At 69.6% G+C, this 22,898-nt stretch carries 27 protein-coding genes; 8 read left to right on the forward strand and 19 right to left on the reverse strand.

What is annotated here, in order from left to right:
• Nucleotides 1-202 precede the first annotated feature (202 nt).
• The gene (locus ACYQ5L_RS39610) at nt 203-1,114 is read left to right on the forward strand and encodes a hypothetical protein (protein ID WP_459963837.1); all 912 of its coding nucleotides are present in this window, start codon (nt 203-205) and stop codon (nt 1,112-1,114) included.
• Between the two features lie 230 nt (nt 1,115-1,344).
• Entirely contained in the window at nt 1,345-3,114 is a 1,770-nt protein-coding gene (gene lysS / locus ACYQ5L_RS39615) for a lysine--tRNA ligase (RefSeq protein ID WP_459963838.1), read from the forward strand.
• A gap of 74 nt (nt 3,115-3,188) precedes the next feature.
• Here the strand turns inward: lysS and ACYQ5L_RS39620 are convergent, their stop codons facing one another.
• The 4 genes from ACYQ5L_RS39620 to ACYQ5L_RS39635 are packed head-to-tail and all read right to left on the reverse strand — an operon-like array spanning nt 3,189 to nt 6,462.
• Nucleotides 3,189-3,473: a PqqD family protein gene (locus tag ACYQ5L_RS39620; protein WP_459963839.1), complete on the reverse strand. Its 285-nt coding sequence runs from the start codon at nt 3,471-3,473 to the stop codon at nt 3,189-3,191.
• The gene (locus ACYQ5L_RS39625; protein WP_459963840.1) at nt 3,470-5,263 is read right to left on the reverse strand and encodes an asparagine synthase-related protein; all 1,794 of its coding nucleotides are present in this window, start codon (nt 5,261-5,263) and stop codon (nt 3,470-3,472) included. The genes ACYQ5L_RS39620 and ACYQ5L_RS39625 overlap by 4 nt, the downstream gene beginning before the upstream one ends.
• Nucleotides 5,260-6,291, reverse strand: a complete 1,032-nt coding sequence (locus tag ACYQ5L_RS39630) for a radical SAM protein (protein WP_459963841.1) — start codon at nt 6,289-6,291, stop codon at nt 5,260-5,262. Before ACYQ5L_RS39630 ends, ACYQ5L_RS39625 begins: the two co-directional genes overlap by 4 nt.
• Before the next feature lie 21 nt (nt 6,292-6,312).
• On the reverse strand, nt 6,313-6,462 hold the full coding sequence (locus ACYQ5L_RS39635) for a hypothetical protein (protein ID WP_459963842.1): 150 nt from the start codon (nt 6,460-6,462) through the stop codon (nt 6,313-6,315).
• 228 nt (nt 6,463-6,690) lie between these two features.
• Between ACYQ5L_RS39635 and ACYQ5L_RS39640 the strand changes: the two genes are divergently transcribed.
• The 3 genes from ACYQ5L_RS39640 (at nt 6,691) to ACYQ5L_RS39650 (ending at nt 10,160) form a co-directional block, all read left to right on the forward strand.
• On the forward strand, nt 6,691-8,076 hold the full coding sequence (locus tag ACYQ5L_RS39640; RefSeq protein ID WP_459963843.1) for a helix-turn-helix domain-containing protein: 1,386 nt from the start codon (nt 6,691-6,693) through the stop codon (nt 8,074-8,076).
• Nucleotides 8,077-8,162: 86 nt separating this feature from the next.
• Nucleotides 8,163-8,993, forward strand: coding sequence for a phosphotransferase (locus tag ACYQ5L_RS39645; RefSeq protein ID WP_459963844.1), 831 nt, complete (start codon nt 8,163-8,165; stop codon nt 8,991-8,993).
• A gap of 414 nt (nt 8,994-9,407) precedes the next feature.
• Nucleotides 9,408-10,160 carry a CPBP family intramembrane glutamic endopeptidase gene (locus ACYQ5L_RS39650; protein WP_459963845.1) on the forward strand — a complete coding sequence of 251 codons (753 nt, stop codon included), beginning with the start codon at nt 9,408-9,410 and terminating at the stop codon, nt 10,158-10,160.
• Nucleotides 10,161-10,256: 96 nt separating this feature from the next.
• Here ACYQ5L_RS39650 and ACYQ5L_RS39655 read toward each other — a convergent pair whose 3' ends face one another.
• The 5 genes from ACYQ5L_RS39655 to ACYQ5L_RS39675 all read right to left on the reverse strand — a co-directional run bounded on the left by ACYQ5L_RS39655 (nt 10,257) and on the right by ACYQ5L_RS39675 (nt 14,138).
• Nucleotides 10,257-10,757 carry an AAA family ATPase gene (locus tag ACYQ5L_RS39655; RefSeq protein WP_459963846.1) on the reverse strand — a complete coding sequence of 167 codons (501 nt, stop codon included), beginning with the start codon at nt 10,755-10,757 and terminating at the stop codon, nt 10,257-10,259.
• 140 nt (nt 10,758-10,897) lie between these two features.
• The gene (locus ACYQ5L_RS39660; protein ID WP_459963848.1) at nt 10,898-11,275 is read right to left on the reverse strand and encodes a hypothetical protein; all 378 of its coding nucleotides are present in this window, start codon (nt 11,273-11,275) and stop codon (nt 10,898-10,900) included.
• Complete coding sequence (locus ACYQ5L_RS39665; RefSeq protein ID WP_459963849.1) at nt 11,272-12,051, reverse strand: hypothetical protein; 780 nt, start codon at nt 12,049-12,051, stop codon at nt 11,272-11,274. Before ACYQ5L_RS39665 ends, ACYQ5L_RS39660 begins: the two co-directional genes overlap by 4 nt.
• Nucleotides 12,052-12,159: 108 nt before the next feature.
• Nucleotides 12,160-12,792, reverse strand: a complete 633-nt coding sequence (locus ACYQ5L_RS39670; RefSeq protein ID WP_459963850.1) for a hypothetical protein — start codon at nt 12,790-12,792, stop codon at nt 12,160-12,162.
• Complete coding sequence (locus ACYQ5L_RS39675; RefSeq protein ID WP_459963851.1) at nt 12,789-14,138, reverse strand: hypothetical protein; 1,350 nt, start codon at nt 14,136-14,138, stop codon at nt 12,789-12,791. The genes ACYQ5L_RS39670 and ACYQ5L_RS39675 overlap by 4 nt, the downstream gene beginning before the upstream one ends.
• A 369-nt stretch (nt 14,139-14,507) precedes the next feature.
• Between ACYQ5L_RS39675 and ACYQ5L_RS39680 the strand changes: the two genes are divergently transcribed.
• Complete coding sequence (locus tag ACYQ5L_RS39680) at nt 14,508-15,968, forward strand: hypothetical protein (protein ID WP_459963852.1); 1,461 nt, start codon at nt 14,508-14,510, stop codon at nt 15,966-15,968.
• Here ACYQ5L_RS39680 and ACYQ5L_RS39685 read toward each other — a convergent pair whose 3' ends face one another.
• From ACYQ5L_RS39685 to ACYQ5L_RS39725, 9 genes are all read right to left on the reverse strand, one after another.
• Nucleotides 15,969-16,118 carry a hypothetical protein gene (locus ACYQ5L_RS39685; protein WP_459963853.1) on the reverse strand — a complete coding sequence of 50 codons (150 nt, stop codon included), beginning with the start codon at nt 16,116-16,118 and terminating at the stop codon, nt 15,969-15,971. It abuts the gene before it with no gap.
• Between the two features lie 79 nt (nt 16,119-16,197).
• The gene (locus ACYQ5L_RS39690; RefSeq protein WP_459963854.1) at nt 16,198-16,452 is read right to left on the reverse strand and encodes a hypothetical protein; all 255 of its coding nucleotides are present in this window, start codon (nt 16,450-16,452) and stop codon (nt 16,198-16,200) included.
• A 76-nt stretch (nt 16,453-16,528) separates the two neighbouring features.
• Nucleotides 16,529-16,879 (reverse strand): hypothetical protein, encoded by a 351-nt coding sequence (locus tag ACYQ5L_RS39695; RefSeq protein WP_459963855.1) that lies wholly within the window; start codon nt 16,877-16,879, stop codon nt 16,529-16,531.
• Nucleotides 16,876-18,012 (reverse strand): phosphoadenosine phosphosulfate reductase domain-containing protein, encoded by a 1,137-nt coding sequence (locus ACYQ5L_RS39700; RefSeq protein ID WP_459963856.1) that lies wholly within the window; start codon nt 18,010-18,012, stop codon nt 16,876-16,878. The genes ACYQ5L_RS39695 and ACYQ5L_RS39700 overlap by 4 nt, the downstream gene beginning before the upstream one ends.
• Entirely contained in the window at nt 18,009-18,593 is a 585-nt protein-coding gene (locus ACYQ5L_RS39705) for a hypothetical protein (protein WP_459963858.1), read from the reverse strand. Before ACYQ5L_RS39705 ends, ACYQ5L_RS39700 begins: the two co-directional genes overlap by 4 nt.
• Nucleotides 18,593-18,760, reverse strand: a complete 168-nt coding sequence (locus tag ACYQ5L_RS39710) for a hypothetical protein (protein ID WP_459963859.1) — start codon at nt 18,758-18,760, stop codon at nt 18,593-18,595. The genes ACYQ5L_RS39705 and ACYQ5L_RS39710 overlap by 1 nt, the downstream gene beginning before the upstream one ends.
• A 135-nt stretch (nt 18,761-18,895) precedes the next feature.
• Complete coding sequence (locus tag ACYQ5L_RS39715) at nt 18,896-19,240, reverse strand: hypothetical protein (protein WP_459963860.1); 345 nt, start codon at nt 19,238-19,240, stop codon at nt 18,896-18,898.
• 130 nt (nt 19,241-19,370) lie between these two features.
• Nucleotides 19,371-19,892 (reverse strand): hypothetical protein, encoded by a 522-nt coding sequence (locus ACYQ5L_RS39720; protein WP_459963861.1) that lies wholly within the window; start codon nt 19,890-19,892, stop codon nt 19,371-19,373.
• On the reverse strand, nt 19,889-20,209 hold the full coding sequence (locus ACYQ5L_RS39725) for a hypothetical protein (protein WP_459963862.1): 321 nt from the start codon (nt 20,207-20,209) through the stop codon (nt 19,889-19,891). Before ACYQ5L_RS39725 ends, ACYQ5L_RS39720 begins: the two co-directional genes overlap by 4 nt.
• 408 nt (nt 20,210-20,617) lie before the next feature.
• Between ACYQ5L_RS39725 and ACYQ5L_RS39730 the strand changes: the two genes are divergently transcribed.
• Together ACYQ5L_RS39730 and ACYQ5L_RS39735 are read left to right on the forward strand one after the other, a co-directional pair.
• Nucleotides 20,618-21,520 (forward strand): DNA-processing protein DprA, encoded by a 903-nt coding sequence (locus tag ACYQ5L_RS39730; RefSeq protein WP_459963863.1) that lies wholly within the window; start codon nt 20,618-20,620, stop codon nt 21,518-21,520.
• A gap of 6 nt (nt 21,521-21,526) precedes the next feature.
• Nucleotides 21,527-22,315 carry a hypothetical protein gene (locus tag ACYQ5L_RS39735; RefSeq protein WP_459963864.1) on the forward strand — a complete coding sequence of 263 codons (789 nt, stop codon included), beginning with the start codon at nt 21,527-21,529 and terminating at the stop codon, nt 22,313-22,315.
• Between the two features lie 109 nt (nt 22,316-22,424).
• On the opposite strand, the gene ACYQ5L_RS39740 is transcribed toward ACYQ5L_RS39735, so the two are convergent.
• Nucleotides 22,425-22,757 carry a tetratricopeptide repeat protein gene (locus ACYQ5L_RS39740; RefSeq protein ID WP_459963865.1) on the reverse strand — a complete coding sequence of 111 codons (333 nt, stop codon included), beginning with the start codon at nt 22,755-22,757 and terminating at the stop codon, nt 22,425-22,427.
• Between the last annotated feature and the right edge of the window lie 141 nt (nt 22,758-22,898).

The following is a 22,898-nucleotide window of genomic DNA, read 5'->3' on the forward strand; positions in this document are numbered from 1 at the left end:
GCGGGTACCCGCCGTCAACCAAGAGCAACTTGGCCGGCCACCGTCGACCGCACTACCATTGGCGTGTCCCTCCCCGGGGTGAGACTGACCATCTCCCCGCACCAAATCGCCGAAACAGTGTGTCGCCGAAGAGAATTCGCGAATCCTCCCTATCGCGCGACTCTCGCGCCGCAGAATCGGCCCTCGAACCGAGGAAATCAGCATGGACGCCACCACCCGGCCCGCGACCAGGGCCCAACTCCTGCGGCAGATGCGGACACTCTTCGCCGACGACCCGGGCCTGCGCGTCCTGGTCGATGCCGGTGGCCGCCGAGAGATGAGTGAGACCCGTCAAGCGATGCAGACAGCCTGGGTGACCGCGTTGATCGCTCTGCACGGCCGCGATCGCGCTGCCGCCGTGTACAGCGAGTACGCGCGCGAGCGCCGCCGCGCCGAAGCAGCGACCCTGTCACCGATCGGCTCCTGGGACAACCTCTACCTCGGCTTCCGCGCCCTGGCACCCTGGGACCGGGACATCCACGGGTTCCTGTGTGTGATCTGCGGCGACGACGTCTTCCCTGTCGTCCTGATCGACCACGGGCAGGATCCGGCGTGCCGCCGCTGCGCCCGTGAGCATGCGACACCCGAGACCGCGCTGCCCCTGTGGCAGGCGTACAGCCACGACCGGTTCGTCTTCCCCGGAGTCCTGCGGGGCGAAATGCCGCACGGCCCGGCAATTCTCACCATGGACATGGATGGCGCCGGGGAACAACGGCACTACACCTGCGGTGATTTCGCGCTGTTCGACCCGACCTTCGCGGGCCTGCCCGGTCTGCGCTACACGACCGTCGACGCGCTCGGCGAAGATCGGGATCGCCTGCAGTTGTACGTGAGAACCTCGGTGGGCGCCGGAGAGCGGGGCTACGACATCGTCGCCTCCCTGACCTACGACCCCGAGCCCGAAGGATTCGAGCAGCACCCCTACGGCTTCCGGTTCACCGCGGCCCGCCTGACCGCCACCCACGCACCGCGCTCGGCCGAGTACACCGACGTTTACGCGATGCTCGACGCGGTGCTCGCCGGTCTCCACCTCGGCCAGCAGGTGCGGTCCGCCGACACCGAGCTTATTGAATAATTCCTATGGCACTTTGCTTAAACATGCCATACTATGGAGATGTCGCCGCTGTCGTCCCTCCACACAGGGTTCGGCGAGGGGTGTGGTAACCCACAGGCCGGACTGCCGGTGCTGGGCGGCGACTCCTAACTCTCATCGCACGCCGCCGGTGCGGGAAGAACCGCCGCTGCCGTCGGCCACGCACTGTCGCGTGCGGGTGGGTGGCGCTTCTGGATCTGGAAGGAGTCGTCATGCCGGTTCACTTCTCCCCGGCCGCCAGCGAATCGGCTGGTCACCACTGGTATCGTGGCGCGGTGCTTCCGGCTTCCGTCACCCCAGAGACCCGCGACACGACCGCCGGCGAGGCGTCGTGGATCGCTCGCATCGCCGACGAAGTGATCGAGCACGCCGCCAAGCACGGTGCCACCCGATTGGTGTGCGCGTCGGGCATCAGCCCCTCCGGTGACATCCACCTCGGCAACCTGCGTGAAGCCATGACCACCCATCTGGTCACCGAGGAACTGCTCTCCCGTGGCCTCGACGCCGTACATCATCACTCGTGGGACGACTACGACCGGCTCCGCAAGGTCCCCGCCGGAGTACCTCAGGACTTCGCGCAATACATCGGCCGCCCCCTGGCCACCGTGCCCGACCCGACCGGCGCGTATGCCAGCTACGCCGACCGCCATATGGCCCGCTTCACCGCCGCCCTGAATCGACTCGGTGTGCGGATGCGGGAGGTTCTGCAGTCGGTCGCCTACCCGGCGGGCACCTACAACACGCAGATCCGGGTGGCGCTCGATCGCCGCGGTGAGGTCTTCGACATCCTGGAATCGTTCCGCACGGAGGGGCGCGACGAGACGCCGGTGGAACAGCGCCGCGCCGCCTACTTCCCGTATGTGCCGTATTGCGAAGTGTGCGGTAAGGATTCGACTCAGGTCACCGAGTGGAACTCCGCGACGGCAACCATTTCCTACACCTGCCGGTGCGGTCACGGCGGTGCTCACAGTCTCGCCGACGGCGCCCGCCCGTCGGGCAAGCTGGCCTGGAAGGTCGACTGGCCGATGCGGTGGGCCTTCGAGGGCGTGCAGTTCGAGCCCGCCGGTGAGGACCATCACGCGCCCACCAGCTCGTTCGCGTCCGGCCGGGTGATCGTGTCCGCGCTCTACGGCGCGGAAGCTCCGGCCACGGCGGTGTACTCGTTCGTGCGCCCGGCAGGCGGCGGCGGCAAGCTGTCTTCCTCGGCCGGTGGGGCCGCGACCCCCGACAGCGTGCTCGAGATCCTGGAGCCGCCGATGGTGCGCTGGCTGTACGCGCGCCGGCTGCCGTCCAATGGCATCACCCTGGATCTGTCGCCGGCGGCCATCGTGCGCCTCTACGACGAGTGGGACCGGTACGCGGCGAAAGTCGCTGCCGGGCAAGCCTCTCCGGTGGACGCGCACCTGTACGACCTGTGTGTGCGCACCCATGTCGGGGCCGTGGAGCAGTCCAGTCGGCCGGTGTCGTTCCGCCTGCTGTCGGCGCTGGTGGACATCACCGCCGGCAACACCGCCCAGCTCGCGCGTCTGCTGCGGGAACAGTTGCTCGCCGACGGCGTCGAGGATCTGCCCGCCGCCGACGAGGACCTGCTGGCGCAGATCCAGCCGCGGCTGGACAACGCGATTCGCTACACCCTGTCGCTGCCCGAGGCCGACCGCACCGTCGTGCGCACCGGCTTCCACCAGCAGGCGTGGGACTCTCTCGACGACGCCACCCGCGCCGGCGTGGCGCTGTTGTCCGAACGCCTGGGTGAGAACTGGACGCTGGCCGGGCTCACGACTCTGGTGTACGCGGTACCGAAGCTGATGGCGGGGCTGTCTGAGGACGCCGAGCCCACCGCCGAACTGAAGAAGGCACAGCGGACCTTCTTCAAGGCCCTGTACCAGCTGCTGGTCTCGCGGGACACCGGCCCGCGGCTGCCCACCCTGCTGCTGTCGCTGGGCCCCGACCACGCCCGCGCACTGCTCACTCCGACCACCTGACCGCTCTCGCCGAGACGACAGTGCCCGCCCCATCGTCCGGGGCGGGCACTGTCGTCAGTCGCGGGGGATGGTCGTCAGCCGGTAACCAAGCCGTGGTGGCGCAGTTGGTCGACGAACTCCGCGACTCCGGTCACCGGTTGCCCGAGTTCGCGGGTGAGGTCAGCGGTGATCTGATCGACGTCGCGGCCGCCGTCGCACAGCGTCCACACCCGGTGGGCGACCCGGTCGACGACCGCGACCGTCCCGTCGTCGGCGTCGGGTACCAGCACCCACGTGTCGCCGGTGCAGCTGGACTGGGCGGCCACGGCTTTCGGTGCGCTGGTGGACATTTCGGTGGGGTTCGGGGTAGGGGTGGTCACAGGGCACCTCCGATGTGGGTGAGCCAGGCGTCGACAGCGACGGTGGCCCACAGAGCGGGTCCATGAACGGGAGCGCGTCCGGCGGCGTAGTCGTCGACGGCCGCATGCAGGGCGGCGGGGTCGATGATCCCCGCGTCGGTGAGCGGGCCGGCGTCGGCGACGGCGTGGATCGTTGCCGACGACCGCACCAAGCCGGCGCGCATCAGCACCCGGGCGTCGGCCTTGTCGCGGCGGGTGGCCACCGCGGCGGGCAGTTCCGGCAGAGCCCGCCGCAGCACCACCTTCTCGATTCCCTTGTCGCGGAACAACGTCGGCGGCAGCGCCCAGGTCCATGCCGCCAGGTCGGGATCGAGGAACGGGTAGCGGATCTGCACCCCGGCGCGGCGGCCGGTGTCCTCCCACCAGCCACCGCAGTGCACGCGACCGGCCGCGCCGGCCTCGCTCACCAGCGCCCGCGAGTACGCCTGCGTGAGACCGCCGCCGGCCCCGAGTTCGGGATAGGAGCCTGCGCACCGGTCCACGAGTCCGGAGCGTTCCCGGTAGGCCGGTGACAGCCACGGCGGGATCTCCCGCAGCGCTCGCTGTACCCGCGCGCCGCGCCGATCGTAGGAGCCGGTCAGCAGCGCCTGCACCACCGCCCCGGCTCCGGCCGGGTTGTCGAAGGTCGTCAGCTCCTCGGCCGCGCCTCGGAGGTCGCCGAGGGCCTGCCGGTCGGCGACGGCGAACACCTGCCCGAGCAGCAGCTCGTCCCCGCCCTCTCCGGCGAACACCGCATCGACCGGCTCTGGGTCAGCCGAAATGTGTTGCAGCATGGCCCAATTGCGGGCCGCGTAGGTCCACGCCTCGGGTTCATCGCCGAATGGGTGCGGCGCGCATAGTGGCAACAGGTCGTCGGCGGCCAGCCGCGACACCTGCATGCCGGTGGCCTGTTCGACCACGTCGAGGTAGCGCCGTTCGTCGCAGGCGTGCAGGTCACGGGCTCGGTAGGTGAGGGCGTACGCCCGTGGCCGGGTGGGCAGCCCGGCCACGGACGCCGCCGCCAGCGACGCCGAATCGATGCCGCCGGACAACAGCAGCGCATCGTGGTCGGTGCCGCAGCGACGTACCGCGGTCAGCAGGCGGGCGCGGAAGCCTGCGACCAGGTCGTGCGGCGACAACCCGGCGACGTCGGCGGTCTCGATGTATCCGGTCTGCCGCAGTGTCACCGGCTGGCCGGGGCGAGCGATGAGTGCGTGCCCGGGCGGCAACCGTCGCACCCGCGCGAACGCCGATCCGTGCGGGTCGCACAGCTGAGGGATGAGGAAGGCGGCGAGCCCGGCCTCGTCGACGGCCAGGGAGAGGTCGACGGCGCGTAACCCGCGGATGGTGGAGGAGACCCGCAGCGGCCCGGATCCGTTGGTGTAGAAGCACGCCCGCGCGGCCATGGGGGACCGGTACACCACCGCCGTGCCGCCCGGGGTCAGCGCTGCACAGTGCGCGTCACCGACCACCGTGCCCAGCGCCCGCGCGAGCCGCTCGGGCTCGACGGTGTCGGCGGGGGCGAGTCCAGCCAGCAGGCCCGCGACCTCCTTGAGTACCCACGGCGGCGCGGACACCGCGACCACTGTGCCGCTGGGCAGGGTGTGCAATCGTTGCGCGGCCTCCTCGGCGCTGTCGGCGCCGACGGCGACCGCAGCCTCCGCGACCTCGGCTGTGCGCCAGCAGGCCGTGCGATCGGCCATGGCTCCGGCCATGGCGGTGAGGTCGCCGCGGCGGTCCCGCGGCGACTGGGTGAGCGCTATCGAGGTCATGACAGCTCCTGGGGGGTGGTCAGCAACGCGACGGGAGGGGGCAATGCGGTGCGCACGTGCACGACGCCGGCCTGCGCGATCAGTTCCAGCGCGCGCGGGGCCAGTACTTCACGCAGTTCGTCGACCGCGTCGGCATCGTTGGTGATCGCCCGGCACAGCGCGCACATCGACGCGTTGAGCAGCTTCGCGCCGATCCGCTCGCGAGCGTCGGGGGTGAGCAGCTCGAGCATGCGCCGCGGCCCGTGCACGTAGATGGCGTTGATGATCGGATCCGTCGACGCGGCCGCCAACGCCGTACCGGTGTCGCCGGCCTGCCCGATCGGCAGCCGCAGCGGCGACTGCTCGGGCGCGCCCCGTGCTGGCCCGCAGCAGGTGTACAGACGACCCTCAGGGGTCAGCACCGGTCGCCCGACCACCCCGCACGCGGTGTCGGGAACATCCTCGACGCGGGCGCCGCGACGGCGGGCCAGCTGTATCCCTCGGCCGAACGGCAGCACCGCCGCGGCTTCGAAGCGGGCCCCGAAATCGGCGGCGGCCGCCGTCGCGATGGCGTGCGCGTCGTCGTCGGCGGGCCCGCAGTACTGCACGACCAGTTCCATCCCGGAGCCCACCGCAGCGCGCAGCAGGTGGCGCAGCGTGTCCTCACCGATGTAGTCGGCGGTGGGCTGGATCAGGTGGTACTGGTCGAAACTCACCGCGAGCTTGTGCAGCCCGGCCTGAGCCAGACGCTTGATGATGCCCTCGGCCGCCCGCGGGCCGCGAGCCCAGAACCCGGAGGTGACCATCGACGCCCGTAGCCCGAGCTTGCGGGTGAGCCGGATGGCGTCGAGCGCCAACTCCGGCAGCAACATCGGTTCTCCGCCGGTCACGCACACCCCGTCGACGTAGGGGGCGGCCGACCGGATCGCTGCGTCCACCTGCACCGACGACAAGTCCCCCCGCGCGCGAGGGGACGAGTCGGTGATGCAGTGGGCGCAGGTCAACGGACAGCGGTTGGTGATATGCACCGCGAGCGTGTTATACCGCATGACCTGGTCGCCCTTGCCTGGTCAGCTGCCCTGCGAGGCGTGGATGTGCGGGGCGAGGTCGGGCACATCCGCGGCCAGGTCCCGCTTGGGGAACGTGGCCAGCAGTGCCGGACGGACGGCCGCGTCCGCTCCGCCGGTGCGGGCTGTCGGAACTGAACTGCGTGGTGCCATGGTGATATCTCCTCCTGTGTCGGCATCGACACCAGTGGGTGTGCGATCCAGCCAGCATCACCAGCGACCGCACCCCCAGGTAACTGGTCGCGCCGGTCACAGCCTCCAGTCGCCGTCGGCAACTGGACGCACCAGTCGAGATCGATCGCGTCGGCCGGGCACAATCGTGGCAGCGGTAGTGAGCAGTGTCTGTCCGGTGTGGGCGTCCACACGAACGGGAGGCCAGTGATGACCAACGACGGTGTCACGCCCGTCGACGCAGCAGTCTGGGAGCGCCCCGACATGCGGGCGGCGCTGGCCGCGCACGACCTCAAAACCGTCTACCGACTGCTCGGCGCGCGCGGTATCAGCCAGCACGAGATCGCCCGCCGCACCGGGCAGGCGCAATCGGAGATCTATGACGTGCTCCATCGCCGCCGCTGCGTCCAGTCCTACACGGTGCTGTCCCGCATCGCCGACGGCCTCGGAATCCCGCGCGGCTACATGGGACTGGCCCGCGACCCACTCACCACCGCGCTGTGGAAGCCCGGTCTCGAGACCGTGCCGGTCCCGCCCGACGACGGGGACCTGCTCGCGCACGCGGCCGCGGTGACGGCCACCGTCGGCCTCGGCGCTCCTGGTGACGACAGCAGTTGGTGGCAGCCCTTCGACGACGAACCCACCCCGGCGCCGACCCACATCGACCACCACGACGTCGCCCACCTGACCGGGTTCACCGCCGCGATGCGCGCGGTCGACTACAAGTCCGGTGGGGGTGAATGCCGCGACGCGGTCAACGCTCGGCTGCGCCGCGCGCAGGCGCTGCTGCTGGCCGATGCCAGTGATGACACCAAACAAGCCCTCTACATCGCGCTCGCCGATCTGCACAATCTGGCCGGGTGGACCAGCACCGACGTCGGTCTCTACCCGGCGGCACGGCGACACTTCCGGCGCGCGCTGGACATGGCCGCCCGGGGCCACTCCCACTCGTTGCTCGCCAACATTCTCTACCGCACCGGACGTCTCTACTTGCATTGCGGTACGAGCCGATCCGACGCCACTACGATCCGGACCGCGCTGCGGTTCTTCCAACTCGGCCAGCTCGCCGCCCAGAACTCCGGCTGCCGGGTCACTGTGGCGCTGCTGTGCGCGAACATCGCCTGGGCGCACGCCCTGCTCGGCGACCGCCACCACATGCTGCAGTTCATCGGCCGCGCCGAAGACGAACACGCCCGCGGGCTCGGAGGCGACACCCAGAACTGGGTACGGTTCTTCGGCACCGCCGACCTGGCCGCCTCGATCGGCGTCGCGCTGACCGCCCAGCCCGACCCCGCTCCCGCCGACCTCGCCCGCGCCATCGAGCACCTGGCCGACGCGGTCGCCGCGCGCGGTCCGGACATGACACGCAGCCGCGCCTTCGAACTGTCCGCACTCGCCACCGCCTACCTGCGGGAAGGCTCACCCGACCGCGGGCTGGACACCGGCCTGGCCGCCGTAGCCGCCGCAGCCTCGGTGTGGTCGGTGCGTACCTTGGACCGCCTCACCCCGATCAAGGCCCTCACCGTCCACTATCGCGGCCACGGCGACCTGCACGACCTCGCCCACCGCATCGACCAATGTCAGGGGATCGCATGACCCACGCCACGACCTCACCCGCCCCTTGCGCCGACGGAAACAGTTGGGCGGCAGATGTTCTGCGCACGGCCTGCGCGCAGGTGGGCTTGGACGCTACGGACGCGCGGCTGGTGAAATTCACCAACAACGCCGTCTACCGTCTGCGACACGACTCGGTCACCGTGCGCATCGCCGGCTCGGCCGCCGTGGGGTCGCGCGTGGGAAAAGTTGTCACCATAGCCCGCTGGCTCGCCGACCACGCCATGCCCACCGTCCGGCTCGTCGACGACCTCCCACAACCCCTCCACGTGGCGCGGCATCCGGTCACGTTCTGGCACACCGTCCCCACGCCCTCGACCGCGCCAGCCCCCACCGGTGGCGACCTGGGCCGCATCCTGCGAGCCTGGCATACCCTGCCCGCCCCCACTGTGCCCATCCCCGAATGGAACCCTCTCACCGGAATCCGCGCCCGCCTCGCAGAACAGGACATTCTCACCCCGGGCGAGCATCGGCTCCTGCTCACCGAATGCGACGCGATCGACCATGCGCTGACCCGCGTGGACTATCGACTCGGGCACGGACCCATTCACGGTGACGGGTTCATCGGCAACCTCATCGCCGGACCCGCCGGTACCGTCCTGTGCGACTTCGACTCCGCCGCCCTCGGACCACGTGAATGGGACCTCACCCCGGTCGCTGTCGGCCGGCTGCGGTTCCGCTATCCCGTCGACTATCACCGCGAACTTGCCGCAGCCTACGGCTACGACATCCTCACCTCGCCGCACTTCTCCACGTTGCGCCGCCTCCGCGAACTCCAACTGGTCACCAGCGTGCTGCCGGTGCTACCCACCAACCCCGGACTCCTGCCCCAATGGCGGCACCGATTCACCACCTTCGCTGCCGGCGACCTCGACACCACCTGGCAGCCTTACAGCTGACGTCGGGCGCAGGGTGCCATCGTTCGACCCAGGCCCCCGGCTGACCGGTCGTGCCAGCGGCCGACATCGCATGCCAACCCGGTGCGATCGGGTCGGCTGGCCGACAGCATTGACTACGGTCACGACCTGGGTGGTGTTCGACCTGGTCGGGATCACGGATACGTCGGCGCATCGCCGCGCCGGTTCATGGTGGTCGACAGTTCGGACGCTGCTCGCACGGGCTCCTGGTTCAACCGGCCGGCCCGTCCGGCTCCGGCCGCGTACCGACGGAGCCGGCGCTGCACCCCCGATGACGCCGCGTCGGCGGGCGTGTCCACAGTGCCCATCGCGCCCGGCGGCGCGGTGCCGGGGTCAGCGAGGCAGGTGACGATAGCCTGGGCCAGCGCAATTCGGCCGCGCCGGAGGGTGGACTGGGTGACCGGGGACGACTATGCCGTCGCACGGAAGGCACGGCGAAATCAGGTGTGGGCCAACACCACACGAATCTTCGCCGGGGCGATGCTGACGGTGTTCGTGGCATTGACCTGTTACGCCATCGTCGAGCGGCCGCTGCCGGCGATCGCGGCGCTGATCGTCGGCGTGACCGGGTGGGCCGTACTGCTGCTCGCGATCCCAGGACGGTCGTCGCCGCTCCAGGAGGCACGCGATGTGGTGCAGTGGCTCGGTTTCACCTGGCCGCGTCCCGCTTGGCCGCGGTCGCGGGTGCTCGCCGTCGTGGTGTGGTGTCTGACCATTCCGATCGCGGCCGCGATCGGTCAGCACCGATTGATGCTGGCGCTGGATGTGCCGGAGATCTTTCCTTATACCGCCGACCAGATGGCGGCCAACGCCGCGCGATACGCCCGCACAGTCGAGGCGGGCACTGTCGGTGGTGGCGTGCTGAAACCGTGGCTCAGCGCCGCACTCGCCGAGGAACTGATCTTCCGGTCGCCGGTGCTGGTTGTGCAGCGGGCCTTCGGATCCCGCGTGTGGACCGGACTCGCTGCGGCGACATCGGTGGTGGTGTTCGCCTGGGCGCACGCACCTTTCGGGGCGACCAATGTGGTCGGCTCGGCGATCGGCGGGCTGCTGTGCGTGACCGTCGCGGTGTGCACACGGTCGATCTGGCCGGCCATCGCTGTACACGGTCTCTACGACATGTTGATCATGTGGGAATGGGTGCGGTGATGTGAGCGGCGAGGTCGGCGGACGACTAGACGCCGACGGCCGTGCGACGCGAGATCAGGTGCCGGAGAACCCTTTTCCGGTGGGCTACTGCGCGGACTATCGCGGTGGTGGGGCAGCCAGGTCGTCGAGGTCGAGGTAGACCACCGTGAACCCCTCGGCGGCCAGGCAGGGCAGCGCGGCGGTGATGGCCGTGTGCTGCCGGACGATGTCACTGTCGGGCACCTGGCGATCGCGCAGGTGCTGACGGGCCTGGCAGATCTGCAGCGGCACACGCAGGACAAGGGCAACGGTGGGCCGGTGGTGTACGCGGGCGATGTCGCGGACGGTGGCGCGACGCCACGCTTGGCAGTGGGTTCCGTCCACGATCACGGGAGTGCTTGCCGCGCACAGGATATCGAGCTCGGCCCACGCGGCCGCGAGCGCGACGTCGGTGACTGCTTGCTTGCCGTCGTCGCCGGGCAGACGGCGCTGATGGTCGTCGTAGCTGACGACGACGGCCCCGATGCGCGCCGCGAGACCGCGCGCGAGGGTCGACTTGCCCGATCCCGCCGCCCCGACCGTGAGCGCCACGACGGCGCTCGGCAACTTCAGACTCATCGACATCCTTCTTCCCGGATCGGTTGAACCGCAGCAGGTTAGGACGCGATCAGCGTCCCGCATCTCGGCGGCGTGTGCGCTGACCGTAGACAGGCGACCCGACACCGGGCGCGGTCCGTTTCCCGTCCGCGGAAGCCCGGTCAACGCCGGGTTGCGCGGTCCCGTGTGCGGGTGGTGGCATCGTCCGCCGATGCAGGCGGGGACGGCAGCAGGATGGCGTGCTGATGAATCCACTGCCGCAACGGCACTTCGACCTTGCCGTTGCGGCTCCGATAGTTGATCTCGCATTCTCCCAGCCACAGCCCGAGATTGGTGCGGACCCATCGATGCAGCGTCGCGGGAATCGCGGGTACGTCCAGGCGCAGGTCGATCCCGCCGGCGCTGACGCCCAAGGCGCGCTGGTTCGGGGGTGGCCACCGGCGCGGCAGCAGGAACACCGCGCTGGGGTCCACGATCACAGCGCGCGGGCGCGCCAGCCAGCGGACGAACGGTGGATCGGGGTGGGCCGGTGGGGTCATCCGGTGTGCGCCAGCCTGATTCGCACCGCCACCGGCTGCGAGCGAACCAATCGGGTGTGGCCGGCCCCGGCGCTGGCCAGGGCAATTCGGGCGTGCCGCGGCGCGGCGTTGTGGGCCGATACGTCGACCCGGTACTCGACCGATTGGACGCGGCCGGTGCCGCGCCCCAAACCGGTCACCGCCACCGGATGTGTCCGGATGACCAGCTGTGGCCGCCGCGGCCATTCTCCACCGGTGGCCACCAGCACGGCCTTCGTGGACTGGATCTGGGACCGCAGCACATCCAGGGTGTGCGGCTGGATACGCAGGTCGGGCATGTCCAGCACGATCAGGGAGAGGCCTCCGGCCAGCACGTGCACCATCTCCAGGGCGCGGTCGGCGGTGACGTCGACGAACGCCAACCGGTCCAGGGCCGATCCGGCCTCCCACGCGGCCAGCGCCCCCACTTGCACATTGCGGCGCGGGTCGCGGACCACCGCGGCGTGCGCGCCGGCGTCGGTGACTGCGGCGAGCAGCGCGCACAGTACTGCGCCGCGCGGGCACGCGACCATGGTGCCGCGCACCAGCCCACCGGCGGGCAACAGGTCTCCGAGATCGCCCGGTACCCGCAGGACGTCTTGCTCGGGCCGGGGGACCGGGCGTGCGGTGTCGGCTCGGCCGCTGATCGCGGCCATGCGCTTGCGCAGTTCCGACACCTTGGCCTCTTTCGAGAGGGCGCTGATATCCCCGCGGCCAGACCACACCGGCCGTGCGCTACCACCACTCGACTCGAACATACGTTCTAGTTAACACGGTGCCGGTCGCGGCTCGGTGGCGCCCCGCCGAAGTTGTGACAGGAGAGGCGGACCGAGATCAGCGAGGTGACCGTGGCGACGCGTGGCCGGTCACGCACCCGCGGACTCGACTTCACCATCGGCGGGGTCGTCGGCGGGGGTCGAACGGGACAGCCGGGAGACGACCGCGTGCAACAGCGCGTAGGTCTGCGGGTCGACGGGCCCTGCGGCGTGGCACCGGTCCACCAGGGCGCGGTAGAGGCCGGCGCGGTCGGCGTCGTAGGCCGGGGCCGGGGCGGTGGCGTGGTCGGGATCGTCCACGCCGGAGAGCACGGCGACCAGCCGGTCGAAATAGTGGAGGTCGCGTTCGCACGCGGCCGTGGGGTCGGTGGTGGACGGTTCGGCGTCGTAGGCGGCCATCACCGACCGCAGCTCGTCGAGCACCAGCGCGTCGCTGCGCACGCACGGCATCGGGGTGCGTGCCGGTGCCTGCCCGGCGAAAGGATCCTCCCCGTCGGTAACCTCGGCATGCTCGGCCTCGGTGAGGAATCCCGCGGTTGTCGCGCTCACGGCCGCGCCGAGAAGGTTGGTGGGCGACCGCAGCGCGCGGACCAGTCGCCGCATGTGATTGTCGGTGAGGGTGTATCCGGCATGCCGGGTCAGGTCCTCGTAGGGAATCAACAGATCTCGCCCGTGCAGCGCAGGGCGGCGCGGGCGCCGTGTGGCGGACGGCTCGGCGGTCATCGATCGCTCCTGTCGGTCACGAGGCATGGGATGTGGTGGCGCGCAGCGGTTTTGCGCGCCCGCGGTGCCGGGGGCCGGTCACGCCAGCCGTCCCCCAGGTGCCGTTCGCGTCGGCGGCGCGCCCGGGTGGCCTGGCGCCACAGGGCTTCGAATCCGGCGTGGGATTTGACCTGCACACCGGCGGGAGCCGCGACCCAGAAGTGCTCGGCCCAACTGTCGTCGGGATGCTGGCCGTCGCGCACGACGCGACGGGTGATGCCGTCCTCGCCCACGACGCTCACCCCCGGCAGCTTGTCCAGGTCGGCGAGCATCTGCGAGCGGGAACCGTGGGCGATGGGCCGGATCGAACGCCACCGCTCCGGCTTCGTGTCGGCGGTGTCGGAGGCTCTGGTGACGCGGCGGACCTCGTAGATGGCGTGCTCGCCGGTCTCGAGCGCCTGCCGGAACTGGTCGAGCACAGCGGTCAACCCGGCGTCGCGCACGTGGTCGACGGCGCGCCGCCCGCCGATCAGGCCCTGCTTGGGGTTCAGGCACAGGGCGACGTGTTCGAGCCACAGCATGCGGGCCCCCGCGGCGGGGATGCGGCGGTAACGGGCGAAGGTCTCCTGCCGCCCGGCCTGGTTGGACAGGCTGTAGGGGCAGTAAACGCAGGCTGACTTCTGCCAATACCTTCCGGTTTGTTTCAGTAGATAGGCTGCGGCGTCGGCACGGGTCCACCCCCAGGTCATCAGCGGGTACTCGCCGGTGCGGGTGGCGGTGTTGAACCGGGTGTCCTTGATCGCGCGGGCGGTCTCGGTGACCTCGAAGCCGATGAGGTGCCGATAGGGCTGCCCGTCGGTGAGCGCGGCGATGACCGGGTCGAGGCAGTCGCCCTTGGCATGGACACTGCACAGGCGTTTGCCGCCGGTCTGGGGGATGGTGCCGGCGCGCAGCATCTCGTCCGAGAGCCGGAAGTCCCCGCCGAAGTGCAGCACCTGAGGATCACGGGTATCGCTGAACACCCGCACGCCGACACCGGCTTTGGTGACTTTGCGGCGGTGGCGGCCCACCTGGATGTAGCGGATTCCGTACCGGCGGAACAGCGGCAGCATCACCTCGGAGAAGTCGATGCCGGTCTGGTCCCACTCGTCGCCGACCATTGCGGTGATCACGACCAGTTGATCGAGGCCCCAGTCCCGCAGATGCGGGTTCAGGATCAGCCGCATCAACAGTGCGGTGCTGTCGACGCCCAGGCCGGCGCAGGCGATGACCGTGGGGCGGGGTTCGTCGGCCGCGAGCTGGGCCCGCAACTGCGGCGCGACCACGATCGGCGCGGAGTCGATCCGCTGTTCGGCGGGGGTCGTCATGGTCGGGTCTCGCCGCCGCCGGCGACCTCGATTGTCCGGGTCTCGTAGTGGTCCTCGGACGCGGGTTCGCTGTCGAAGTGGGTGTCGCAGGACATCGGTGTCCTCCTGTGGGTGGCCGGCGCGATGGTCAGGCGCGCCGCAAATAGGTGGCTATAACAATAGTGCCCTGAACATTATGGTGCAATGGCCGCATGCGGTGTGCGGGCTGGTCGCACTGCACCAAACGTGTCGGTGCGGGGCGCTACCATCCGAATGCGCCGCTCGCGCGGCCGCTCTCCGTATGGATCGGTGCCCACGCCACCGATCCGGGAGAGGAAGGTTCGCTCGAACCACCCGAGAAGAACTTCCTGTTCGGCACATGACACGGACGTGATCACCGTGCCGCGGGACAGGCGTGGGATGTTGCGCGGCGGAAGGCCAACGATCATGCCCAACACCTATCTCCGCGATGTCGCTCGCCGCCGGGCCGCCCGCTCGGGGATCCCCTATCAGCGGGCGTTGCAGCAACTGACACGCTTCGATCCATCCCGTTCGGGTGCGCCGCGCAATCCGGCCGGGATCGACTGGACCCCGCTCATTGGCGTCGAGGTCACCTTGCGCGCGGACCCCCACACGCTGCGCGCGGTCGTTCTCCCACCCGACGGTGTCCGACCGGGAGGGGATCTGTTGCGCATCGCGGTCACCTCCCCGCACACCGGCATCGCCCCGGCTGCGGTCACCTATATCGACGCACGGTGGTGGACGATCGACCCGATGCCGGACCTGGTGGATCACCGGTACCGGCCCTCACGACGCCAGGTACGCAGCGGGAGCGGCCTGCCGATCCATCGCAGCGACACCCTCCCGGCTGCAGCCCTCGCCACGAAGTCGATGCTGGCCACCCGGTACCGGATGCGGCCCGCCGACGGACAGCGGCCAGTGGCGCTGTATTACGCACTGCGGGACTACTTTCCGCTCTATGTGATCGACGACGCCGAGCCGATGGCCGCCCTGTCGCCGTCGCGTCAGGCCGCCTGGGAAGCCGTCCGGACCTGTGCCCGTTGCGGCGACCGGGGCCTGGAACCGTACCCGGTCGCCGGCGACGGTGGCCGCTATTGCCCTCCGTGCGACGGCTCGGCAGCCGACGAGGCGTGGACCCGCGGCCTGGAGCTGGCGCAACGGGCCGCGACCGAATGGGCCGGTGGTGTGGTGACCGATCCGAACGCGGTGATCGTGGCTTGCCAGCGGGAATGGGCATTCACCCGGTTGGTGGCGCTCGAGACGGTGTACGGGCAGGTGGTGCACGACCTCATCACCCCGACCGATGTCGACGAGGAGCGGGCCAGCGAGCAGGTGCCGCACAACTACACGCCGTGGCCGGAGGTCGCCCAGGCGCTCGCCGCATTGAAGCACCGCCGGATCATCAGCGAAAACAGTTGGCGGCTGGTGCATCTCGCACGTGCCATGGCCGAGGCAGGCACGCTCGAACCCGCGCTGCTCGGCACGGGCGAGGACTGGGCCAGTCGAACGGGGGACGGACTGGCGCGCTGGTACGGGTACTGGCTGAGCCAACCCGAATACACGCCCGCGGCAGATGGCGCGCGCTGGGGGCGGTGGTGGCAGGGCACGATCACGCTCCGCGGCCGACAGCGGTCCACGGAGCCGGTGCCCGCAGGGGCCGCCTATGACCCGGTGGCGCGCTGCCGCAGCGACCTTGGCCTGCTGCGGGAGATGGCAGCCGGCCTGCCCAGCCGCGAGCGGACTGCGGGCGCGCAGGGCGGGCGTTCACTCGATCCGGTGCACGTCTACCACCGCGACTTACGAGAACTGGCCGCACGCACCGCGATCTGATCAGTGGACGACGTGGCAGACGATGATCACGGCCAGGATGATGAACGGGCCGAAGATGCCCAGCAGGTTGATCATGTCCATGAAGGGTTCGCGGCGGTAACCGCCGGTCCGGCGGTAGCTTGAGCGGTACGGGCGGTGTCGGGCGCTCATGATCTTCTCTCGGAGAGTGGGTTGTCGGTGCTGCGCCACCGGTGACTCGGCTGGTCTCGGGCGTGTCAGGAATGTCGATTCACGGGGTGCGGCGGGCCGGTCGAGCCTGGTCAGGGTCGCGGGGCGGCTCTGGCCATGGCTTGTACGGCACGATCTGTAATGGTCCGAACTTCTCGTCCAGGTCCTGCAGTGAGGCGCAGAACCGTTGGTGCGGAAAGACGCCCGTCGACCACCGGCCCCGCTGCTCGTGCCAGAGCTGTTCATCGCGGTCGAACGCCATGCGTCGGCGGTCCGGATCCGGATCGTCGGTCGCGTTCACCGTTGTCACTGTCATCGCTGTCTCTTTCGGTGTGGTCCAGGACTTTTCGGCGAGCCATCCGCTGGCCGAGCCCGCGGCGAGCAGGAGGTCGTCACGCCGTCGGCTCGCACAAGCCGAGTTGTCTCATCAGGAACAGTTGGTCGCGGGCGTACTCGCGGAACTTGTTCCGGTAGGTCTCCATGGTGAAGCCGTTGCCGACCGGTCCCTGCCAGGCGAAGGCGCCCGCGCGGTTCGCCATCTGTTCGGCGACCGAGTCCACCGTGTACGGGGGCTGCGCATACGTGAACGAGGCGACCTCCATCAGAATCCCCAACTCGATTTGGTCGTCGGCGACCTGCGGGTGCAGCGACTTGAACACGCACTTGTATCGGGAGACGTCGATATCGTGCTCGGCCAGCAGGGCCCGGGCCCGTTGTATGGATTCGGCGGCCGTGGGATTCATGGCAGGACTCCTTGTGTGGGCTGTCGAGGGAATGCGGCGACGGTAGACGCCGGGCCGGACACTCCGGGCCGGCGAATGCCCGTGATCGACTGCGGTCGGGCGACGACAGCCCCCGGCTCGCAGTCGATCGGCGTGGCCGACGCGACGATCTGCTGCATGCTCAGGTCGGTTCTGAACGGGTGGCCGACCCGGGTCTCGATGTCCAGGTATTGGAGGGCGAGCTCTGGGTTGAACTGCGCGGCGCGGACCAGGTCTTGTCTGCCCGCGAGCATGCAGAACGCACACGACAGCCGCCGGGAGCCGAGATCATAGGCGGGATGCCAGGGCAGGCCGCTGGCACGAATGGTGTCCCACACCTGCTCCTCGGTCCACTCGAACAGCGGCAGCCACCGGGTCACCTCACGTTTCCCGTTGCTGGCCGAATCCCGGTGCAGTGACGTCTTTTTCGCGCGCGCAGCCGATTCGGCGGCGCGTATTCCCAGGCAGTTGAGGATCCGCATCCGGCCGTGGTGACCGGCGCCGCGCCACTCGCCGACCAGCCGGGTCATCAGTTTGGCGACCTGTGAGGTCTTCTGATCGGAGGTACAGAAACGAGCGGTGCTCGACATCCACGCTCGTGTCCGCCGCTTGCGGTGCGCGTCGTCGGCGGCGATCTCGGCGAGCCGGTGCCAGCCGGCCGCGTGCAGGGCCCGCGCGTCGGCCTCGAGGGTGTCGGCCTGAGCGTCGAGGGTGCGGCGCCGGGCGAGAACCTGGTCGAGCAGATCCTCGGCGCGCGAGACCGTTTCGAAGCGCAGCCCGTAGGACCGGGCGTGCGCCGCCGCCAGCTCGCAGGTTCCCGGCCATTCGACCCGGCCGAGGTCGGCATGCACGACCACGAGTCGCGACCGCGGATAGCCTTGCGTGTCCGCGAGCGCGACCAGGTAGGCGAGCATGGCCTGGGAGTCCTTGCCCGCGCTGGAGTTGATCAACACCAGATCGTGGTGGTGCAGGTCTACCGGGGCCGGCCCGATCGCCCGGCGGGTGGTTTCGAGCAGATCGCGCACGTCGGCCAGCAGCTGATCGGCGGCCGGCTGGACGAGCAGGCTTCGATAGGGATTGTCCGGCGCGGCCTTCCCGCGCAGGGCTGCGGTCATCGCGGGGCCGTCACCGCGGTGACGGTTGTGATGGCGGTGGTGAGCATGTCGAGCGCGAGCTGCCATGCGTGGCGGCGCTCGGCCCACAGGGGATGCCGTTCCTCGCCGCGCAGGTAGTCCGGGTGCCAGTGGTCCGGGTTCGGCCACAGCGCGTAGGGACGGTGCAGCAGTCTCCGGTGTGGGTCCGGCAGGCTGGTCGCCCAGGCCACAAGGTCGGCCCGGCGTGGATCGTGTTCGACCAGCGCGGTCAGTTCGTCCCAGGTGAGCAGGTGCGCCGGTGTTCGATTCCAGCCCCATACCTCGCCGCGGGCCCGCGCGCCGGACCACCACTCGCCAGCGCGTTCGAACCGCAGTCCGGCACGGCAAAGGCAATAGGCCCAGTCGCCGCTGGCGTGGGGTGCGCGGGTGTCGACGCGGCGGTGGAATCGGAGAACGGCGAGAGCGAGGAGGGTGTCGGGTACGGCGTCGCGCAAGCAGGTCAGCCCCTCGGTGAAGCGTCGCTGCTCGCTGGCGAGAACCTCGCCGAACAGGTCGAGTTGGGTCGTGGCGGAGGCGCCCGCCCGGGATCGGCTCGGTGTCATCACAGCCTCGTAGAGGAGAGTCGCCGCAGTGCCGTGGTGGTCTGCTTCTCGCCCAGGATGGCCACGAGCAGGCGTGCCTGCGCCTCGGGTCCGGCGGCGTTGTACCGGGCGGCGAATTTGACGGCCGTCTCGTACACCAGGTCGTGGAGATCGACGGTGCCTGGCATGCCGAGGCGGTCGATCAGACCGGAAACACGGTGTACCGCAGCGGGTTCGGGATACGCCAGCAGAGGGTTCGTGTCGGTTGGGGGTGTCGCACCGGTTGGGGGTTGGCTGGAGGTGGGGGGTCGCATCGCAGGCTCCTAGACGGTCGGGGCCACGCTGGGCGGGGTCATCTCGCCGGCGTCGTGCAGCGCGCGGGTCTCCTCGTGTGTGAAGGCGGGACGCCGATGACCGAAGTCGCGCATCCGGTCGTCGCCGAACAGATCCCAGACCTTCAAGCTGACGAGTTTGAGTCGGGCGGAGAACAGGTCGCGGTCGTGGGCGTGGGCTGGGCAGAAGTAGCGGGTGCGGCCGCGCCGTTCGCGGCGCTCGGTGCCGGGCTGCGGGCAGGGGACGGTGCCGTCGAGGCTGCGGTTCCCACCCCAGATCAGCTGCACGTTCTCGCAGACGGGCCCGGTACCGTTCCGGTCGTCGGTTGTGGTCATCGGTGTCTCCGATGTGTGGGGGCGCGGTGGTCGGCCACGCCAATAGTTGGATTTATATCAGCATAATGCATATAGCATTTTGCAGCGAGGATCTAACTGGGTCCTGGGGGCCGGGGTGGTGGACCGCCGGTCAGCGCCGCCGGTGGCGCCCTCGCGTGGCGGACCGGGCGAGGGGGCGGGGGAGCTCGCTGCTGTGCGCCTCGGACTCTGGTCGTGCATGTCGGGGCTGATCGGCAGGGGGGTGATGCTCGCGTGTCGGGGTTGGGTCGGGAGTGCGCTCGGGCTCGGGGCGTGCGTGTCGGGGCTGGTACTCGGGGGTGTCCGGGGTATCCGGCGACTCGACCGGTGCGTGCGGTGTCACCGGCTGGCCATAACGTGTCTCGATTGTCAGCACGTGGCGCGCGGTGCCGCCGAGCTCGATGGCGGCGGCGTGGTCCCGTTCGGTCAGGGTCTTCTGGTCGGCCTCGGCTCTGACGTGGGCGCGGCGCTCGCTCGCCATCTGGTGGAGGGCTCGGTCGACGGCCTCGCGCGGCGCGTCGACGCGGGCACGCAGGTCGGCCAGCCCGATGCCGTAGACCCATGCTCGCCCCCTGGTCAAGGACGCGTAGGCGGCCAGGATGAGAGCTTCGACGTCGATCTGGTTGTCGGTCACGAGAGCTCCCGGCCATCCTCGTGCCCACTACGGGTCTGGTCACGGCGTTCCGGGTGGTGCGGGCTGACCCGGGGGCGGCGGTGCGCCGCGCGCCGCGCGGGGTTCGTCAGGGTCAGTTCGGTGGGGGAGAACGCGAGCGTGTCGTCGGAACCCGTGGGCCGCACTCCGACCCGGTCGGGTTCGGCGGGGTCCGCGAGCCGTACCACCTTGCCGGAGCGTCCTGGGGTGACGCCGACAGCGTCCGGGGTGAACCAGACGGTGGGCGAATTGCCGCGGGCGAGTTCAGCGGCGATGTGCTGGATCTCCGTGTCGGACAATGAGTTTTGTGCGGGCGGGTGCGGGGATGACATGGTGCGCTCCGAGACGAGGCGAGATGGTCGGGCACTCCTGAGGATGCAGGAGCGGTGACGTGCGGTGGCAGTTACTGCCACTCCGGAACGGATCGGCCGAGGTGGTCAGGCTCGACAGCATTGGACGAGGGCAAGGATAAGCCCCAAGGCATTATCGTCAAAAGAGTGGACTGGACCGCCCGTTGCTTGGCGTGGGTCAGGCGATGTGAGGTGCGAGATGGTCACCCCGGGTCGCAGGGGATCGGCGTGGTCCCTGAAGGTGACGGCCGTGGTGTCGGGCAGAACACGTCGTAGGCTGGGTGCACAATCGGACATGTGTTCGCCGAACGGCGCGCGCGTGGATGGTGGTTCGAGCTGGGCGAGAGGTGAATCCGGATGGTCGACGAGCATGGCGCACTGGTCGCGCTGCTGCGTGCGCGTCCGGGCGGACTGTCATGGCGGGAATTGACCGAGCAGGTCCGGGAGGCCGGGAGCGCGGTCCAGGTGTGGGATCGGCACTTCCCGGCCCAACTGATCCCGGTCACCGAAGACGATCACCAACTGGATCAGGCGGCCGCGGACCTGAAGGAATGGCGTGAGAGCGGCCTGCAGTTCGTCTCGGTACTCGATCCGCAGTTCCCGCGTCGGTTGCTCGACGTGGTGGAGGTCCCGCCGTTCCTGCTGGCGCAGGGTGAACTGGATCCAGTCGACGAAGGCGTGTCGGTAGTCGGCTCCCGTGAGGCGTCCGCGCGCGGCCTGCACATGGCGGCGAGTATCGCCACCCACCTGGCGCAGGCCGGCCTGACGGTCATCTCCGGGTTGGCCGCCGGGATCGACACCGCCGCACACACCGCGGCCCTGGCGGCCGGAGGCCGCACAGTGGCGTTCATCGGCACCGGATCGTGGCGGGCATACCCGCCCGAGAACCAGGCCCTGCAGCGCCGCATCGCCGAGCACGGGCTGGTGCTGTCGCAGTTCTGGCCGCAGGCGGGACCTACGAAGACCTCCTTTCCCCAGCGCAACGCTTTGATGAGCGGGTACGGGCTGGCAACCATTGTTTGCGAGGCTGGAGAGCATTCCGGGGCGCGCATCCAGGCGCGTAAGGCGACCGAGCACGGCCGCCCCGTCATCCTTACCGATCGTGTGGTCGCCGCGACGACATGGGCCCGGAGACTAGCGCAGCGCCCGGGCGTATGGGTGGCCTCGAGCACGCAGGAGATCGCCGACATCATCGCCTCGATCCGGCGGCAACCGGACCTGACCGAGCAAGCATTGCTGGCACTGGCGCAAGGCCGGTAACACAGGGTGGCCGACGAGCAGTTACTGGAGCCACTCCATCGCACGCTCGCTCAGCACAGCGGATACCTGCGCAATACCGTCCGTGAGCCCGGACGCACCTGCGCGGTGTGCACGAACCCCATCGAGCCGGGATGGGCCACCTGCTATTGGTGCAACCAGCACCAGAAGCAACTGCTGCGAACCGATCTGGGTCTCCCTGGCCTTGCCGACCGCGTGGGCTCCATGATCTACGCCATCATGGGCATGCAGAGCTACGAACTGATGTCGGGCTACAAGTCCTCGACACCCGGCCCGAACCAGCAACAACTCGTGACGATACTGGCGGTGCTCGGTGCCCACCAGCACCGTGGCTGTGCATCACGCCTGGCCGGTCACCCGGTGACAGCGTGGGCCACGGTCCCGTCGTTGAAACCCGGCAAGATCGGCACGCTGCATCCGCTGCGCCACATTCTGACTCCGTTCATGACCCAACTGCCCGAGATCGGCATCGCGGCCAATCCACCGATCGATGGGCCGCGGTCGCTGCGACCGGCGAACTTCCGGCTCGACCCCCCGGCAGCGGTTGGCGGCCATGTCCTGGTGGTCGACGACTCCTGGGTTCAGGGCGGGCACGCACAATCGGTGTGCGCGCTCCTGAAACAAGCAGGCGCCCAGCAGGTCTCGCTGCTGGTGCTCGCGCGCGTGCTGGACCCCCACCACGACGTCCAAGGACCGTTCTGCACCAACGATCTGCGTTCACGGGCCTATGTACCCTCCGCGTGCCCGTGGACCGGCGCGGGATGCCCTCCGATATAGAACGCAGACACGGTCGCGGCTGGCTGGACGTGCACAGGTCAGGGATTTGAGGCTGGCGGCAGGTGCTCCTGCCCGATTCGGGGCGACCGTCTGACGCGCACCGCACCGATCAACGGCCGCGGCTTCGGCGGGGTCCGCGGGTTTGGCTCTGTGCTCTCTCCGTCCGCATCCCGCGCAGTCTCTCGGTCATGCCCTGCGGTTTCTCGTGGCCAGCTCTCTTCCACCAGGTGGCAGCTTCGGCGACCTCCCCGCGATAGCGCAGCCGAACGGCGAGGTTGTGCATTGCGTCCTTATGGCCGGCGTCGGCCGCGGTGCGATACCACCGCAGCGCCTCGTCGTAGTGATGGAGCTTGTCCAGCTTGATGGCCAGGTTGTACATGGCGTTCGATTGGGCGGCAGACACCGACCGAGGCTGCTGTCCGTGACCGTCGGCGGAAGTCATCGCGCCCCCTGCTGTTCGGCGGAGCATCGTGGGATGGTCAATCCCGCATGAATTGGACGACCACCAGGATATTCCGGTAGTCCGTGGGACACCTAAAGCTCCGGCGTGACCTGCCTTGCATGCGGCTGATCGTGCTGGGAC

The sequence above is a fragment of the Nocardia sp. IFM 10818 genome, assembly GCF_054655275.1.

Excerpts from the sequence above, each read along its gene's own strand:
- ACYQ5L_RS39610 (WP_459963837.1), top strand. The coding sequence starts at position 203 with ATGGACGCCACCACCCGGCCCGCGACCAGGGCCCAACTCCTGCGGCAG.
- ACYQ5L_RS39675 (WP_459963851.1), bottom strand. The coding sequence starts at position 14,138 with ATGACGACCCCCGCCGAACAGCGGATCGACTCCGCGCCGATCGTGGTC.
- ACYQ5L_RS39625 (WP_459963840.1), bottom strand. The coding sequence starts at position 5,263 with ATGACCTCGATAGCGCTCACCCAGTCGCCGCGGGACCGCCGCGGCGAC.
- ACYQ5L_RS39640 (WP_459963843.1), top strand. The coding sequence starts at position 6,691 with ATGACCAACGACGGTGTCACGCCCGTCGACGCAGCAGTCTGGGAGCGC.
- ACYQ5L_RS39695 (WP_459963855.1), bottom strand. The coding sequence starts at position 16,879 with ATGAATCCCACGGCCGCCGAATCCATACAACGGGCCCGGGCCCTGCTG.
- ACYQ5L_RS39685 (WP_459963853.1), bottom strand. The coding sequence starts at position 16,118 with ATGAGCGCCCGACACCGCCCGTACCGCTCAAGCTACCGCCGGACCGGC.
- ACYQ5L_RS39670 (WP_459963850.1), bottom strand. The coding sequence starts at position 12,792 with ATGACCGCCGAGCCGTCCGCCACACGGCGCCCGCGCCGCCCTGCGCTG.
- ACYQ5L_RS39705 (WP_459963858.1), bottom strand. The coding sequence starts at position 18,593 with ATGACACCGAGCCGATCCCGGGCGGGCGCCTCCGCCACGACCCAACTC.
- ACYQ5L_RS39635 (WP_459963842.1), bottom strand. The coding sequence starts at position 6,462 with ATGGCACCACGCAGTTCAGTTCCGACAGCCCGCACCGGCGGAGCGGAC.
- ACYQ5L_RS39630 (WP_459963841.1), bottom strand. The coding sequence starts at position 6,291 with ATGCGGTATAACACGCTCGCGGTGCATATCACCAACCGCTGTCCGTTG.
- ACYQ5L_RS39700 (WP_459963856.1), bottom strand. The coding sequence starts at position 18,012 with ATGACCGCAGCCCTGCGCGGGAAGGCCGCGCCGGACAATCCCTATCGA.
- ACYQ5L_RS39660 (WP_459963848.1), bottom strand. The coding sequence starts at position 11,275 with ATGACCCCACCGGCCCACCCCGATCCACCGTTCGTCCGCTGGCTGGCG.
- ACYQ5L_RS39715 (WP_459963860.1), bottom strand. The coding sequence starts at position 19,240 with ATGACCACAACCGACGACCGGAACGGTACCGGGCCCGTCTGCGAGAAC.
- ACYQ5L_RS39730 (WP_459963863.1), top strand. The coding sequence starts at position 20,618 with ATGGTCGACGAGCATGGCGCACTGGTCGCGCTGCTGCGTGCGCGTCCG.
- ACYQ5L_RS39740 (WP_459963865.1), bottom strand. The coding sequence starts at position 22,757 with ATGACTTCCGCCGACGGTCACGGACAGCAGCCTCGGTCGGTGTCTGCC.
- ACYQ5L_RS39655 (WP_459963846.1), bottom strand. The coding sequence starts at position 10,757 with ATGAGTCTGAAGTTGCCGAGCGCCGTCGTGGCGCTCACGGTCGGGGCG.
- lysS (WP_459963838.1), top strand. The coding sequence starts at position 1,345 with ATGCCGGTTCACTTCTCCCCGGCCGCCAGCGAATCGGCTGGTCACCAC.
- ACYQ5L_RS39665 (WP_459963849.1), bottom strand. The coding sequence starts at position 12,051 with ATGTTCGAGTCGAGTGGTGGTAGCGCACGGCCGGTGTGGTCTGGCCGC.
- ACYQ5L_RS39690 (WP_459963854.1), bottom strand. The coding sequence starts at position 16,452 with ATGACAGTGACAACGGTGAACGCGACCGACGATCCGGATCCGGACCGC.
- ACYQ5L_RS39710 (WP_459963859.1), bottom strand. The coding sequence starts at position 18,760 with ATGCCAGGCACCGTCGATCTCCACGACCTGGTGTACGAGACGGCCGTC.